General features: G+C 43.6%; 14 protein-coding genes. 6 read left to right on the forward strand and 8 right to left on the reverse strand.

The genetic code is table 11. The annotated features are described in order from the left end of the window. Window positions 1-415: 415 nt before the first annotated feature. Window positions 416-3,673, forward strand: a complete 3,258-nt coding sequence (locus PQO05_RS05720; RefSeq protein ID WP_273631721.1) for an ABC transporter permease — start codon at window positions 416-418, stop codon at window positions 3,671-3,673. 571 nt (window positions 3,674-4,244) lie between these two features. Here the strand turns inward: PQO05_RS05720 and PQO05_RS05725 are convergent. From PQO05_RS05725 to PQO05_RS05735, 3 genes are all read right to left on the reverse strand, one after another. Continuing rightward, on the reverse strand, window positions 4,245-5,540 hold the full coding sequence (locus tag PQO05_RS05725) for an outer membrane protein assembly factor BamB family protein (protein WP_273631722.1): 1,296 nt from the start codon (window positions 5,538-5,540) through the stop codon (window positions 4,245-4,247). A 77-nt stretch (window positions 5,541-5,617) separates the two neighbouring features. Next, entirely contained in the window at window positions 5,618-5,746 is a 129-nt protein-coding gene (locus PQO05_RS05730; RefSeq protein ID WP_337943174.1) for a LuxR C-terminal-related transcriptional regulator, read from the reverse strand. A 291-nt stretch (window positions 5,747-6,037) separates the two neighbouring features. Next, a complete protein-coding gene (locus tag PQO05_RS05735; RefSeq protein ID WP_273631723.1) occupies window positions 6,038-6,673 on the reverse strand; it encodes an NAD(P)-dependent oxidoreductase in 636 nt (211 codons plus the stop codon). A gap of 76 nt (window positions 6,674-6,749) precedes the next feature. Here PQO05_RS05735 and PQO05_RS05740 point away from each other — a divergent pair, with 76 nt between their 5' ends. Both PQO05_RS05740 and PQO05_RS05745 read left to right on the forward strand, forming a co-directional pair. Continuing rightward, window positions 6,750-7,154 (forward strand): winged helix-turn-helix transcriptional regulator, encoded by a 405-nt coding sequence (locus tag PQO05_RS05740; protein WP_273631724.1) that lies wholly within the window; start codon window positions 6,750-6,752, stop codon window positions 7,152-7,154. A 1,215-nt stretch (window positions 7,155-8,369) separates the two neighbouring features. Further along, the gene (locus tag PQO05_RS05745) at window positions 8,370-9,350 is read left to right on the forward strand and encodes a YihY/virulence factor BrkB family protein (RefSeq protein WP_273631725.1); all 981 of its coding nucleotides are present in this window, start codon (window positions 8,370-8,372) and stop codon (window positions 9,348-9,350) included. Between the two features lie 358 nt (window positions 9,351-9,708). On the opposite strand, the gene PQO05_RS05750 is transcribed toward PQO05_RS05745, so the two are convergent. Continuing rightward, complete coding sequence (locus PQO05_RS05750; protein ID WP_273631726.1) at window positions 9,709-9,915, reverse strand: hypothetical protein; 207 nt, start codon at window positions 9,913-9,915, stop codon at window positions 9,709-9,711. A gap of 1,046 nt (window positions 9,916-10,961) precedes the next feature. Between PQO05_RS05750 and PQO05_RS05755 the strand changes: the two genes are divergently transcribed. Further along, a complete protein-coding gene (locus PQO05_RS05755; RefSeq protein ID WP_273631727.1) occupies window positions 10,962-11,111 on the forward strand; it encodes a hypothetical protein in 150 nt (49 codons plus the stop codon). Window positions 11,112-11,143: 32 nt separating this feature from the next. Here PQO05_RS05755 and PQO05_RS05760 read toward each other — a convergent pair whose 3' ends face one another. Beyond that, window positions 11,144-11,332: a hypothetical protein gene (locus tag PQO05_RS05760; RefSeq protein WP_273631728.1), complete on the reverse strand. Its 189-nt coding sequence runs from the start codon at window positions 11,330-11,332 to the stop codon at window positions 11,144-11,146. A 220-nt stretch (window positions 11,333-11,552) separates the two neighbouring features. Between PQO05_RS05760 and PQO05_RS05765 the strand changes: the two genes are divergently transcribed. Then, window positions 11,553-13,577 (forward strand): PAS domain S-box protein, encoded by a 2,025-nt coding sequence (locus tag PQO05_RS05765; protein ID WP_273631729.1) that lies wholly within the window; start codon window positions 11,553-11,555, stop codon window positions 13,575-13,577. 350 nt (window positions 13,578-13,927) lie between these two features. Here the strand turns inward: PQO05_RS05765 and PQO05_RS05770 are convergent, their stop codons facing one another. Together PQO05_RS05770 and PQO05_RS05775 are read right to left on the reverse strand one after the other, a co-directional pair. Then, on the reverse strand, window positions 13,928-14,350 hold the full coding sequence (locus PQO05_RS05770) for a Ku protein (RefSeq protein WP_273631730.1): 423 nt from the start codon (window positions 14,348-14,350) through the stop codon (window positions 13,928-13,930). Window positions 14,351-14,811: 461 nt separating this feature from the next. Beyond that, a complete protein-coding gene (locus tag PQO05_RS05775; RefSeq protein ID WP_273631731.1) occupies window positions 14,812-15,297 on the reverse strand; it encodes a DUF4385 domain-containing protein in 486 nt (161 codons plus the stop codon). 83 nt (window positions 15,298-15,380) lie between these two features. Between PQO05_RS05775 and PQO05_RS05780 the strand changes: the two genes are divergently transcribed. Continuing rightward, complete coding sequence (locus PQO05_RS05780; protein ID WP_273631732.1) at window positions 15,381-15,632, forward strand: DUF3253 domain-containing protein; 252 nt, start codon at window positions 15,381-15,383, stop codon at window positions 15,630-15,632. A 101-nt stretch (window positions 15,633-15,733) separates the two neighbouring features. Here the strand turns inward: PQO05_RS05780 and PQO05_RS05785 are convergent, their stop codons facing one another. After that, window positions 15,734-16,189, reverse strand: coding sequence for a ferritin-like domain-containing protein (locus tag PQO05_RS05785; protein WP_273631733.1), 456 nt, complete (start codon window positions 16,187-16,189; stop codon window positions 15,734-15,736). Between the last annotated feature and the right edge of the window lie 43 nt (window positions 16,190-16,232).

Below are 16,232 nucleotides of genomic sequence, written 5' to 3' on the forward strand. Positions count from 1 at the left end.
CCAACAATCGGTTCGAGTTTAGTCCTGCTCCCGCTACCTAGGAAAGAAAAGCCTTAGATGAAAATCTGAGGTTTTTTTGCGTTTTTAACTTCTTGGGTTCGAATCCTACTCCCACTGCAATCGAATTCAAAAAGTAAGTTGATTAGAAATGCCTCAAAAACGTGCATATCAACGTCCGGTTTTGTTACACTGTACATAATCTAAACATCCTTATGTTGCTACATATCAATATGATATATCTTTGGAACAGCAATTGAACTAAGAAATTAACGTGAAGCTTTCTCTATCCTATACCGGCCTATATGACATTGCATTATTTGCCTTGATATGCGTCGGGTTGATATTTTGCACGCGGTTATGGTTTAAAAGGTCTGCCGGGTATACTAATCGTTTGCTTAGCCTTATCTTAATAACGATGGTATTGTGGCTGATTAAAACTGCTTGTATCCATATCCGGTTGGAAAACTATTTTCCACTATGGAGATGGGTGCCTTTACAGTTTCTGCTGGCGCTCGGCCCGTTAATGTTTTTTTATGTACACAGTATCATACGGCCGGAACAAAAATTTATCCGGAAGGATTTACTGAATTTCGTCCCGGTTTTACTGGAACTGTCTGTGCACGTAATAACAGTAATTCAGAGCACACGTATGGGTGTCGCCACTTACAATACCCCAGCCTATCAACAATGGCAGCCGATATTGCAACTACTCACCCTGGCTTCCATTGCTATTTATTTATATCGGTGTGCACGGCTGGTTCAGAAACCGGCAGTAGCAAATTCTAATAACATGCCGGATAAGTATTTTATGCGGGTGAGTCCCTCTTCGAAAGACAGGCTTATACAAAGAGGGTACTGGCTACGGCATCAAATGAAGGCGAACCAGTTTTACCTTGATTCGGAATTGAGTGCAAATGCGCTTGCCAAAAAGCTCAATATTTCTATTCACGAATTGTCGAAGATCATCAATACCGGCCTGCGCAAAAACTTTAACGATTTTGTTAACGAATTTCGGATCCAGGATGTGACCCGTAAAATGAAGGACCCTGCGTATGACCACCTAACGCTTTTAGGGATTGCCTACGAGTGCGGGTTTAACTCCAAAACAACTTTTAACCGTGCCTTCAAACAACTGATTGGGAAAAGCCCCATAGAATATAAACGCCAGCAGAAAAAAGAGCGACCAAATCATGATTTGGCACTTGTAACAACATATACAGCGATAACTTCGGGCCACAATACCACTTCGGTATGGTCTTATAAAAAATTAAATCGCACTCGTATGTTTCGTAATTATTTGAAGATGGCGTGGCGCAATACGCTGCATAACAAAATTTATAGTGTGCTTAACATTACCGGCCTGGCAACCGGTATGGCTGTGGCTCTCCTTATTGGTTTGTGGGTGGTTAACCAATATTCTTATGATCGTTTCCTGCCCGGTTATCAGCAATCATACCAGGTTGAAATGAACCTCAGCAGCCAGCACGATGGTACGCATACGCAAACATCGATAGCGTTACCACTAACAGATGTTTTGAAGAAAGAGATTCCCGGTATTAAGTATGTGGCTGAAGCCGACAATATCAGCGGCAGAAACCACGGTCTGTTGGTTGGCGACAAAAAGCTATACCTGCAAGGCGGTGCTGCCGGAGGCGATTTCTTTAAAATATTTCAGTATCCGTTTATAAAAGGTAATGGTAATTCGGCCTTAAGCAATCTCTATTCAATTGTTTTGACTGAATCGACCGCCAAAGCCTTATTTGGCGATGCTGAACCAATAGGGAAAAGTGTGCGGTTTGATAACGCGCAGAACATGACGGTTACTGGTGTTATCCGCGATATCCCGAAGAATGCGACACTGCAGTTTAATTATATAGTGCCTTTTGCTTACCAGGAAGCCACTCAGGACTGGATTAAAGAAGGGCGAACACATTGGACCTACAATTCGTTCTTCGCATACGTGGCGTTGGAGCCGGGTGTAAGTTATGCGCAAATAGCCCCCAAGATCAGGGATATTGTTTACAAAAAGAGCCCCGAGATGCGGCCCTCTAAGCCCGAGGTATTTTTACACCCGTTAAAAGACTGGCATTTATACAACGACTTTAAGAATGGTAAAGTAGCAGGAGGTTTTGTGGATTATGTTCGCCTGTTTAGTATCATTGGTATATTGGTACTGGCCATAGCCTGCATCAATTTCATGAATCTCTCTACCGCCCGATCAGAAAAACGGGCAAGGGAAGTTGGGGTGCGCAAAGCTATCGGCTCTGCACGTGCTGATTTAGTTTATCAGTTTTTGCTTGAATCTGTACTGGTTACGTTTTTATCCTTTCTGTTGGGTCTGGTTTTTGTACTGCTGGCCATCCCGGCGTTTAATGCGTTAACAGGTTCGTATATCAGCATTCCATTTGGTAGTATCGGATTTTGGGGTATCATGATCCTTTTTGTGCTGTTTACCGGTTTACTGGCCGGAAGCAGGCCGGCATTTTACCTCTCCTCATTTAATCCGGTTAGGGTATTAAAAGGGCCTGTGCAGGCGGGCAAGTGGGCCTCGTTACCAAGAAAAGTATTGGTTGTGGTGCAGTTTACCTGTTCCATCGCTTTGATCATCAGTACCGTAATTATTTACCAGCAAATACAATATGTTAAAGATCGGCCGACAGGTTACAGCGCCGACAGGCTAGTGATGACTGATATGAACGGCGATCTTTCTAAACACAATGAGGCGCTTAAAAACGATCTGTTAGCTTCGGGATTGGTGGAAAGTGTTGCTTCATCAAGCTCCCCGGCAACAGGGGTGTACAGCCATTTTACATTGGAGCAATGGCCTGGAAAAAATGCAGGCGAAGAAAATGTAAACATCGGCGCGATATGGGTATCTGACGAATATTTTAAGACCATGGGGATGAACTTTGCCGCGGGGCATAATTTTACGGGCGACTGGAAAAGCGACACTCTGAATGTGATTGTGAACGAAGCGATGGTTAGGCGTATCGGCTTAAAAGATCCGGTTAACCAGACCGTAATAATTAATTTCAACAAAAAGCCGGTAAGGATCATCGGTGTGGTAAAAGATGCATTGATGGATTCGCCTTATAGCCCGGTAGAGCCTGCTGTTTTCGGGCATAACCCATTCGGATTTGTGATCACTTACCGGTTGGCGAAAAACGCGGAGACGCATAACGCAATAGATAAGATTGGTAAAATATTTAATAAATATAACCCGGCTTACCCTTACCAATACAAATTTGTGAACGATGAATATGAGCACAAGTTTAACCTGGAGGTATTGGTGGGTAAACTGGCTGGTGTGTTTGCAGGGTTGGCCATATTTATCTCCTGCCTTGGCTTGTTCGGTCTTGCGGCTTATGTTGCCGAGCAACGCACCAAAGAGATAGGCATACGTAAAGTAATGGGCGCATCTATTGCCCAGATCTGGCTGTTGCTCTCTCGCGACTTTATTGTACTGGTAGTCATCAGCTGTGTTATTGCCTCACCGGTGGCCTTTTATTACTTACATAACTGGCTCCAAAAATATACCTACCGCGTTAGCATCGGTATAGAAGTCTTTATTGCATCGGGTATAGTTGCCCTTATGATTACCCTATTAACCATCAGTTTCCAGGCGATAAAAGTGGCGCTGGCAAACCCTGTGCGCAGCTTACGGAGTGAATGATGTAACTAATGGGAATATTCGATAAAATCAAGTTTTCTGCCCGAAGAGTTATTTAAGTTGTGGGGAAAGTTGTTCAAGTACCCAAGAAAAAGCCTTAGATAAAAATCTGGGGCTTTTTTTGCGTTTGGAGGAATTCGTCGGGCTCGTATTAACCGCAATGGTCATAGGATCGAGTCCTCCCGCTTCCTGAATAATACTGATGGCAACTTTTTTATGTTTCAAATTGGTCGCAAGGAATGGCGAGCCACATAGGAGGTTACGTGACGGTCTATTTTTTTAGCTTCTTTTATGATTTTCAAATCTTCATTTAGATCTTTTAATCCGCTGTCGACTCTGGCGTCGATCTTTGCGGCAGTATCATGTTCCGCCTTTAAGATTACGCTCTACTGGGGTCCATACAGCTGTTAATTTGAGTCCAACGCGAAGGATATGCGCGACCAGATATCCGTAACACAGGCCGAAACTGTCGATCAAAGAATTCTTTTTTATTAATTTCCGTATCCACAAGATCGACTAGATCGAGGTGCTGATTTAAATCGTTTAACACAAGGCAATCTGTTCAGAAGCGGAGTTATTGAATAAATGGTGAATACCCTCTGCCACTGGTGTACACGCAACCGGCCATAGGCCAACCTTTATATCCTTCAAAACTTTTATCGTTACTCCATTGTTTTTTACCCGTTAGTAAGTTGATGGCCAAAAACTGGTTGGCCGTTGTCGGAGCAAATGGGTTGATACCCGTGGCCGGCAAAAAAACTTTAAAATAGTACATAATGTTACCGGCGATAAAGTAATTGGAGCTTCGACCTGAATATTCCGATTCAAAAAAAAACGGTTCAGCCGACAAATCAGCCGGAATGCTGCCATAGCGGTCGCTGATATAGCTTCCATCAAATTTGGCCGGTTGCATATGGTATTGACTGACAATTAGCTTATCGTTCCAGCGTTGCGTTATAGTGTTGGTATTGGGCACGAGAATATAGCCATCGCTGAATTTGCTGCGTTGTTTTTCTGTACCGGACGCAATGTCTACTTCACTCAAAAAATCCTGGTTAAAATCATAACCCGCATACACTTCCGGCCGGTAATGGCTGGTCTTGATATAACAAACTGTAGGGGTTGCATATAACAATTGCGACTTTACGATGGTGCCGGGCCCGTAAAATAGCGGGATATCTACAGTACCTGCCGTACCCGTCTGCTTGCCTGTCGACGCGTTGTATATAACGTTTCCCGCTATAAATACGCCGTCATTAATAGCATTGAACGAAATGGGCGAGGCTGTAGCAATACTCCATTTAACGGAGCCTGTTTTGGCATCCAGCATGGTGAGATGAGTAGCGTCAGTAGCAATATACACCCCATCATTATAATAATTTATTTGTACCGGCGCGCCAGGCAGTCCATACTTCCATGAAAAATCACTGGTTTGCTTCGTAGCGTCCAGAGCATACACCTCATATACTGCTGCGTTATCTTTCTTGACCCCAAAAAATGTTTGCTGATGCAAAATTGGCGTCAGTACATTATTAACGGCATCGGTCCATACCACTTTTCCGGTATTAATATCAATGGCGTTAATTTTAGTGTTTTGAAGGGTGTATAACAGGTTATTACCCGCAACCGGATAGCTCCAGGTCGTACCAGCATCAGCGGGATAGGCATATTTGTTAACATACGCACCGGTTGCAGCATTGATGACATAGATCACAGTAGTACCGGCGGTTGGGTCTAGCGTGTTGACAAACAAAGAGGAATCCGGCAGCGAAACCGCGCTTACCGGGTCTGGATCTGGTTTCTTCCCATCCTTTTTACAACTAAACGTCGACAGTGTTATGCTGATTAGTAAAAAATATACAATTTTCATGCAAGCCCCTTTTCTGTAAAAATACCGGGTTTAAAAATTACTTGCAATCCCCCAATCTGGGGGATTAATGCTGATGATCAGTTGATCCAGTTGTTCGTTCCTGCGATTTTCGGGGCATAGGCCTTGCCGCTGACGACCAGTTTTTGATAAATATTTTTGATGTGACTGCGTACGGTTTCTTTGCTGATGAACAGATTGAGTGCGATTGGGTATAGCTTTTATCCGCTGCAATACCCTTCAAAACTTCGGTTTTGCCGCTCGAAATGTGGCGAATCTACGGAGCGGAAAAAAATGACCGAACGACCGTTTTGGTGATCTACGGGTTAGTCCAGCCTGTGAATTTTATGCCTGTTGTAGGAATAATGAAACTGGTAATTAATTCCATAGGCCTTCCATTCATCTATAGGCTCTTTCCAGGATTTATTTACTTTCTTAACATCATCTGGTTATAGCCAGTAGGCACACGGTAATTAAAATATATCCTTTCATATATAATATTAATAAGCGATGTCGATTGTTTTTTTAAAAGTGCTGTCGTCCGATAAGTGAGCTAACATATACGCAGCTAAGTCTGCACGCGAAATTTTAGGGATACCCCTTAAAGCCTGCCCTGTAATGTCTTTGTATGTTCCGGTCTTCTTGCCATCGGTTAGTTTTGGCGCCCGTAAAATTGTCCAATTCAGTCGCGAATCCTTCAGGTTTTGTTCCATCTGGCGCATGTCAGCGTAAATTGGCCGGTAAATTTTTTGTAAAATATTTTTTAACAGAAAGTTCATAATAAAAGAACTTTTTTGGGGAATGTCTAAAGCACCTGAGGAGATACAAATCAGGCGCTGCAAACCTGATTTTTCCATGACATTGATAATATTAGCCATTCCGGATGAATACAAAGTGGTAGGCTGAATTTTGGGAATACCCAGGCAGGAAATCACTATTTCACTCTCTTCAAATGCTTTAATTAGCCCGGTCGGCTCCAATATATCTCCTTTAATGATTCTTAAATTTTGATGACGCATAGCGAAGGTATCAGGATTTCGAATAATGGCAGTTACTGAATGTCCGGCTTTTAAAGCTTGTTCAGCAAATTGTTTTCCGGTTCCCCCGGAGGCTCCGAACAGTAATATTTTTTTCATTTAGACCGTATTTTTTTTAACAAAAGTAAATTTGAACTTACCTTTGTGCAAGTACGTACCGAAAAGTAAGTGTCAAATGAATGAAGTAAAAGAAACCTCTACGATACAGTTTAATAAGCAGACTGTTTTTAAACTATGTCCCGTAACTTATGTAATGGAAAAGATAGGGAGCTATTGGAAGCCGATCATTTTGTTCCATTTGCTATCCGGAAAGAAGCGTTATGGAGAGCTGAAAAAAGCAATGCCCCACATCACTGAAAAGATGTTGGCACAGCATCTGAAACAACTTGAAGCGGACGAGTTGGTGTTAAGAAAAGCCCTTCCTGTAGTACCGCCACATGTGACTTACAGCCTTACACCAGCAGGACTGGCGCTGCGGCCGGTATTATATGCCATGGCGAACTGGGCTATAAATGACGGAAGAAAAAAGGACGAGCCATTATTCAAAACATTGGAAAATTTTCCAATGTTTGATTCATAGACATTATTTTAGCGTTAGCGCTTTTTTCCTGACTGGATTATGCTGTTGTCAAACTGATTACAGAGTTAAAAGCATAAATCTTTTAATTTTCCTCTTTTTTACATTGCTCATTTTAATTAAGTCCTAACAAAAACGGGCGTGCCGGATTTAAGTCTGGGTTTGGATCGTTTGCAGATTTGAAGGGTCGACTTGCAGAGTGTCGAATTTTATCACGGATATACAGGCTGTAAAAGGTAATTGTCGTAATTCATCACCAGATTGATCCTCGGTAAAAATCGACATTAAGCACGCGGAGTAAAATCTGGCAAATGTTATTTATTTTAAGCTCTTATAGGTTCAACCTTATAATCCGCTATAAACTATTACCATATTTACCCAACCAGTTGATCGCATACTTGTAATCAGGATAATATGCGTTGAGCATTGTCAAAGATTTATGGTATGGTTCATTACAATGGTATGCAACAGCCCATGGATTATCAGGTAGTAAACAGCAACAAAGAGGCTTTTATCAGGCGCTAGTTAAGAAGATATCATTTCCTTGGAGCAATCGCCCCATTCTGTTCGTTGATTGCGAATACATAATGTATTTTAATTGAAGTTCAGCTTACCAGCTAATCCTTCAGTTTTATTTGTAAGAAATTTCTTTGCTATACCGGATAACCGTCGGTTTTGAATTGTTTATCCAAAAGATTTCTTAGCCCTGATCGATCTCATGATCAATTGTTACCTTATGTTCAAATATTGAATCATAAAATAGTTGTACCTATTGCCATACAATAATATTTGATTGCGTTGAAGATTGATACTAACTGTTGAACTATTCGGAATGACTTTTTTTCAGCTTAACACACGCTGAAAAAACAGATTCGCATTATGACCATCCTTGCATAGTTATCAATTCAACGACATCAATTGGTATCGTTATGATTTCGTGTTGCGGCTGTACTAAAGCGTGTACATTAATTATTTTGTGCATAAAATTAAAGGGTTAAAACTTACAAGGGCTATCTTATTCAGGACGGTTCCGAAACGCCGGCAGAAATGCGGCGATTCTAAAGATTATGCTTTTTCTGTAACTGATAAAATAATTGGCGCGGCAATTGTTACTGAATGATAGGGCTTACAATATACATACCTACGTCGACTCGCGCCAGCGCATTTGCCTTAGATTGCGCGCTGTATTTGCAAACTTAACTTTGTTCAATTTTAACCATGGTTTTAAAAAATTACCTGACCAAGCAAGCCGTTAAAAATGGATTTACGATCATAAAAGCTGCCTTTAACGGCTTTTTAAATGACCTGGCACTGAAATACAGCGCTTCACTGGCTTATTATACTATTTTTTCACTTGCCCCTTTACTGCTGTTGGTCATCTCTATCGCGGGATTAGTCTTTGGCAAGGATGCCTCTCAGGGGAAGGTTTTTTACGAGATCAATGGATTGGTAGGCAATGATGCCGCCAAGCAAATTCAGGATATGATCAAGAACTTGGAAATGTCAGGTAAGTCCACCATCTCAGTCATCATTGGCGTGGTGACGCTGATCATAGGAGCCACTACTGTATTCGGCGAAATCCAAGAATCGATCAATATCATCTGGCAGGTCAAACCTAAGCCCAAAGTTGGGTGGATTAAGCTTGTGAAGAACCGCTTACTGTCTGGCTCTATGATTGTTACCATCGGCTTTTTATTGTTGGTATCGCTAATTTTGAACGGAGCCTTATTGGCCTTGAGCGATCACCTAAAACATTTCCTGCCGGCAGTAACCGTAATGTTTTTCAACACACTAAATGCGCTGGTCAGCTTTATCGTTATCGCTGTTTTATTCGGCGTAATATTTAAGGTACTGCCGGATGCCAAGATCGGCTGGCGTGATGTACGTTCGGGCGCGATCTTTACAGCCGTATTTTTCATGATCGGCCGCCTCGTGATCGGGATCTATATTGAAAAGTCAGGAGCCAGTTCTACTTACGGAGCCGCCGGTTCACTGATTATCATTTTACTTTGGATTTATTACACTGCAGCCATTCTTTACTTCGGCGCGGAATTTACGCGTGCTTACGCAGACTTTTATGGCGTTAAGATCGAGCCGGCTGATTATGCAGTACATGTGGAGCAAACCGAGGATGAAGAAAATGTAGCGATATTACCGGAGAAAAAAAATAATAAAACGGGAGGCGCTCTTCAAAAATAGTGTACAGAAGCTAATATGGTAATCCGCTTCATATTCCATGGGGCGATATTTCACTAAAGTGCCAAGCGCAAAGAGACTGAGCAATACACACGCCATCTTGATTTAGCAAGGTAAATCAAATCGGCAAATGTTTTTAAATCCATATATAATTATTGAATAAGATTAGCAAATTTAATTTCAAGCAGTGTACACGACCAAGTGTCAGGTGCTGAACCCAACTATACAGCCCGGAGCCGGGTTCGCTTTCCGGATTGATCCTGCACTCTATATTTCAATTTGTTGCGTTTTGATAAGGTATTTCACTTGCTTCTAATTCAAATTGCGTATTAACCATTATTAGGAGTGGGTCGGCATGTGATTAAATGCGCTCTACTCCGGATGGATTCCAAGAATAACCGCCACCTGCAAGTGGTGTTTTCTCAAAGTTTACCCAAGCATGCTTTGTTTGCTTATCATCCTTATATGTTACGGGAATTTTTAAACTTTGCAGTGCTGATAAAACTCTGTCGTTCATTTTAACAACTTTATTGGCAGCAAACAAGATAATTTGTTCTTCGGTTATCATATTATATAATTAATAAGTATTTATTAATATTTAATCGGGCTTTAAATTATGATGTAAATGTAAAACTCCACGTCTTACTTTCTTCATAAACAAAACCAAGTTAAAAGGAATAAATATTGCTAAGCCAGTTCAAGTGCGCATTGATCTTCTAACGAATATATAATAAATGTAATCACACGATCTGAAAATTTACCGGGATACCGGTTCGATCTTATCCGAACATAATCACCCAACTTAAAACCATCCGATTTTTTAGCCAACACAACCAGCTCATAGGCCGGATTTCCTTTAATATAAATCTCCCGCACGCTATTGTAATTTAGGTGCTTTAATTTACGCAAATACCAGGCCGGAGATTTTTTTAAATTTAAAACTTTTAAGAATTTCGAAGATGTGGTTGACCTGATATTGAGAAGCTCGACATTTTTTTCGTGGGGACTGAAGAACATTGGTCGCATATTTGGAAGGTATGAGCTGTAGACTAATTTGAAATTCATTTCACCGCTTAGAAATGCAAATAAAATAACAATCCCCGACTAAAGCCGGGGATGAAACCATTGTATACACACTGAAACTTTTCAGCTACAAACGCTCCAAGAAATAGCTGTAAAGATTATACGTATTAACTGCATTAATGTTTTATCTGCTTTCAACTTAAGAGGAATTAAGGCTGTTCTTTCGGTTTTAAAAATGATTATATATATTCGGTAACTCATCAAATGGATAAGCATTTGCAAGCAATTCATTCATCGTTGTTTATCCATCACTTTTGTAATGGCATTCTGTAACTCCCAGGAAAACGAGTGACCAGAAACCTGAGCTCATTTTTCGACGCTGATTTTCAGTCAGCATGAAGCCGCCGGTTGTAAGCTCAATCAGGAAATATAATTTTTGTTCTTCATCATCCCTGAAAGTTAGAACATCAAAACGATAAAGCTTCCCATTGCCCGACCGCCTTATAATCCCCAAACCTTGACCGTGCTTATAAAGATAAAAATATCGCTGAGGTGTTAGGCTTGACCGTAGAAGATGCGCTGATTTCTTCAATGACGAACCGCACTCAGCCGCGTGCTGGAAGTGGTCTGCGAAGTAAGCTTGTGTTATCTGCACTTAGGGTAGCCAGCGGCGAGCTTTCAGGAGGCAAAGCGCAGCAGGTAAAGCTTACCACCGAACTGCAGCGTGCGCAGCACGGATAAACACTCTATATCCTGGATGACCCACCACCATTCTACTTCCCTCGGATGTAGAATGGCTGATGCTGCGGCTCAATCTGCTGGTGGGTGCGGGCAATACGGTCATTATGGTAGAACATAACACGAGCGTTATTGCGGCCAGCGATTGAGTCATTGATATTTGGACCCGGTGTAGGTGAGAAAGGTGGCAGCATAGTAGCCGCGGGGATGCCGCTCGAGGTCACAGATGTTAAACTCAGCCGGACCGAGCCCTTCCTTACCCAATAATTTGGGAAATAGCTACTGCTAACTCAAGCCGCGCGGCAACACACACACACACACACAGGTAAAGTTCGCTGAATATCAATAGGCTCGCTAAAAGAGCACTTCTTTTAGAAAGCAAATGAACTTATAAGAAAAATTTGTATTAAACACATATTTTTGACATCGGAAGCTGCTTATTATATGATGACGAAATTCAACCGAGATCTCCGCCTGGGCTATGGTATTTCCATCCTGATCGTATTGGTGGTTATGCTGGTGTCCTATCTCATGCTGCAGAACTTATTGCAAACCGACCGCGCGGTGGAGCAAGGTGCCCTGTCCATGCAAAGACTTGAAAAAGTGCTTTCAGTGATGAAAGACGCCGAAACCGGGCAACGGGGGTATCTCCTCAGCGGCCGCAGCAATTTTCTGGAGCCTTACAATGGAGCTTACACGCAGGCTATGTCGCTTACCGGCGATTTAATAAAGCAAACCGCAGGTAATAAAGTCGAGCAGGATCAGATTCGCGCGGTACTTGCCCTATTGCAGAACCGGCTGCCAATCTTTGCCCAACTGGTTGCGAAGAAACAACGTGGAGAAGCGATCACGCCGGCCGATATGGATGCCGGGAAATCAGCGATGGATGCATTGCGCCAAAGCGTTGCAAGAGCCGAAAATTACGAACAAGATATCCTGGCCCAGCGCAGGCGTTCGTTAAACCACTACGTTACCCTTGCGCCGCTGTTTCTTTTATTGGCTGCACTGACGGCCATTGTTGTTACCTGCTATTCTTACCGGAATGTGGTCAGCAACTATCGTGACCGGGAGCGGTTGACCGGGGAAATACAGATCAGAGAAAGGCTGGCGCAGGACCTAAATGAAGAACTGAGCGCAGCGAATGAAGAGATAACTGCGGCCAATGAGGAGCTCATCGCCATCAATGAGGAACTGCTCGAAGCGCGGGAAGATCTTTCAAACACGAACGATTCGCTTGAGCGCAAAGTCACTGAACGCACCCGGGCGCTGCAGGACAGCAAGCAGGAAGCCCAGGCGCTAAATGAAGAACTGACCGCTATGAACGAAGAAATGGCGGCAACGAATGAGGAACTGACGGCCAGCAATGAGGAGTTGGCCGAAAGCAGAGAGCAGTTGCAGGTCATGCTGGACGAGCTGAATGTAGCCCATGAATATAGCGTTAAGCTGGCTTCCATTGTCGAATCTTCGGATGATGCCATCATCGGCAAGAACCTGAAAGGCATCGTCACCAGCTGGAACCGGGGAGCCGAGCAGATCTTTGGGTACACCGAGCATGAGATTGTCGGCAAGTCTATACTAACCTTGATTCCGGAAGATCGGCAGCATGAGGAGCCGATGATCCTGGGCAAGCTGCGGAATGGCGAAAAGATCGATCATTACGAGACCGTACGCCGCAGGCAGGATGGCCGGCTGATCCACGTAGCCCTCACGATATCGCCGATACACGATAAAGAAGGCCGGGTTATCGGCGTATCCAAGATCGCGCGGGATATCACTGAGCAGAAGCAGGACGAACAGCGCAAAAATGATTTCATCGGTATGGCCAGCCATGAGCTGAAAACACCGCTGACTTCACTGAATGCGCTCATACAAGTGTTACAACGCAGGCTGGCAGCGAGCACAGACCCCTTTGTGCCGCAGGCCCTGGACAAAGCTACCCGGCAGACCCGGAAGATGACCAGTCTTATCAACGGTTTCCTGAATGTATCGCGGTTGGAATCGGGCAAGCTGGAGATCGCTAAAAGTCAGTTTGACTTGGTGGCGCTCATTAGGGAGGATCTGGACGAAATGCGCCTGACGGTGAGCAGCCATACTTTTACGCTGGATGCGCCCGGACAGGTGATGGTTACTGCCGACCGGGAAAAGATAGGATCGGTGATCACTAACCTGTTATCCAATGCGGTGAAATATTCACCGAAGGCCAACCAGGTAGAAATCGGATGCCAGGTAACCGATGGCGAAGTGATCGTTAGTGTTCACGATGAGGGCATGGGCATCCGGCCGCAAGACCTTTCGCGTATATTCGACCGCTATTACCGCTCGGGCAGTGAACAAATCAAGCATATATCGGGTTTCGGCGTAGGTTTATACCTCAGTGCAGAAATTATTGGACGTCATGGCGGAACTATCCGCGCCGCAAGCAAAAAGGGTGCCGGATCGACGTTCTCTTTCACGCTGCCATTAGCATGAAACTTAGTAGCAAAATGTAAGGTTGAGCATTTATGCTCCTTACTTTCAAACCAGATCTTGTCTGAAATAGTATATCATCAAGCTCGAGGATGAGTGTTTTGATTAATGTATGACTTAATGAAACATACAAACCATAGCTGCTTAAGGCTGTTTGACTAAAATGAAATATGCTGACTAGGATAGAAAATTTGCTGGCATGTATTGTCTGTTAAAGCAACAAGCGAAGTCACTCATGAGCGGGTCATAAAGATCATCATCCCGGGCAGCTTAAGGCTTCCGCTTCTGATGGTCGGACGTTTACCTTTTGCTTTCTGCCCGACGATATTCCTCAGCCCGGCATGGTGTTCATCCTATACTTCGACAAGTGATCCAGCTGCTCCGAATATTGTTCGATCAACGCGAGGGCATTTAGCTTCTTCCTGATCGTGAATCTGCTCCTGGAATCGGATCAGGACTATATCCTTGTCCACCGGATGCACGGTGCAAGGTTTTTGGTACTCCGCACGAGGCAAAGCGGCAAGACCTGCTCTGCCGGATTTCTTCAAAGCTTCCAGCAATAATGCATAAGCTTTGTTTTTTCTTGGTCGCGGGTTGGGTATAGTAGGAAGTTCTGTAATAAATCGGTTCACCGAAACTACATCGACGAAACTTTGGATTCCGATAATTTTTCGTTTCTCCTGTGTGGCCGCCTCAAAGTCGGTATCTTCAATGATCACACAGGCATCATCGCATTTATAACCCTTGACGATCTTATCGTAGGTATTTTCAATCATCGGCTGGATCCTAAGACGCGCATGGTCACATCTGTCCAGCATCAGGACTAGCCGGGTTTCTCGTACTGCGGAAATAATTTAATAGGGATTCTTACTATGCCGAAGCGGATCGAACCTGTCCAGATACTTCTCATAGTTTCAGTCTTATATTGTTATTCTTAATGCGTACAGATGGGGCTCCCGATCTTATCGGTCAGGATAAGCAATACTTCCTCATCCATCTTTCCGGGATTCTGGCAACTTACAGGAAGTCATAACTATCCGACGTATAGTGGCGACAGAGCACAGTTCTCATAAATATGGTACTTACATTTTATCCTCTTCGTGAGGGGAATATTCGCCCACCTCGAAGCGGTGTACCACTTTAGCCTTACGCATCGTAACCGCATAATTTTCTTTTAAAAAGGCATCCGTTTTACCTGCGCATTCTTGAGTGAATTGATTGGTATTCAGGTGGTTTTTTAGCCCCTTTCCTGTTTCCAGTCTTTTTTCAGCTGGCTGTATAATTCATTTGCCTCGGCAGTTTTCCAGCGGGCATAAAATATGCGCGCAGATTCCGCTTTTTCCGGATCGCCGGTATAGCGTTCCATCTGCTGATAGCCTTTATCCTTATCGTACTTTTTGCCGCCCTTGTAGTTGGCGTAACGCCTAGCGCGGGTATAGCCCATCTGCAGGTATTTGCGCGCCATATCTGCGCCCACAAAGTCGTTTACTTTTAGATAACACCTAAAGAGCTCAAGTATCTTTTTGCTGCTGGCCTCAGCGATTGCCGGTGTTTTAAACCGCCAATGCTGGCTTATCTCGCTTTTATAAGGCTCGCAGATCAGCACGCCTTGCTCGCCTTTACCTACGCGGTATAATTCCGGATGCTCGCGGTAATCGATATCTGGCTTCCAGGAATAGCTGGCTATATCAAAATCGATATAACTTGGTTTGAAGAGTTTCATGCTTTTAATACCTTAAAACACAGTTGCCTTGCATTTGTTGTCCTGTTCAACTATCAGGAACTCAAAGCGAATCAATATGCATCATGACTAATCAGGAGAGTATTTGTAAAACTATACTTCAAATAACACGGGAACGCGGGGTGTTAAAAACTACTTGCCCTTCCGAGATAGCCCGCGAAATGTTCCCAAAGGATTGGCGTAATCATATGGGTGAAATCCGGGAGGCCGCCATTGCGCTGCATAAAACCGGAAAAGTGTTGCTGATGCAAAAAGGGAAGATGATCGACCCCGATGAAATCAAAGGGCCTATTAGGATCAGGATTGGCGATCACTGAGCCGGCGTTTATAAAAGTGGCCGATCATCTTTTCGGAAAGTATTTGTAGCAAAAAAAAGCCGCTTCTAAAGAAGCGGCCCGTTATTCCTGAAATTTCAACTTTATAATTTTGCTGTATCCCGTAACGCTTTGATCTGATCGTGGGCCGCATGAATTTCACTGGCCTGGTTGCCTACGATCGAAACAGCATCACCCGTCAACTGGCCGCTGCTCAGTTCATCCTGGTACGCTTTTTTGATCGCATCCTCACCGCGTTCGGCTTCTGACAAGATGCTGGCGCGGTCACTGCCGCCGAACACCGATTTTATATCGATCCAGGCACGGTGCAAAGTACCGCCAATACTGTTACCGGTTTCCACCTCCTCAGCGGAACCTACCAATGCGGTCAGCTCCTGGCCATTTTTGCGGCTCTGTTCCGCGTAGCCCTGAAATAATTCCTTGAGGTCCATGTTTTCGTCTTTAATGTCCGCGATCGCTTTTTCAAAGCCGGCTACGCGGTCATTGTTGATCTCGATCAGGTCGTTTAATACGCCTGCCTGATTTCCTGTAGTTGCCATAATATTTTCTTTTTAATAGATAGATTAAAAACTTTACCAACAT

Origin of the sequence: Mucilaginibacter jinjuensis (genome assembly GCF_028596025.1) — a bacterium.
Lineage (GTDB): Bacteria > Bacteroidota > Bacteroidia > Sphingobacteriales > Sphingobacteriaceae > Mucilaginibacter > Mucilaginibacter jinjuensis.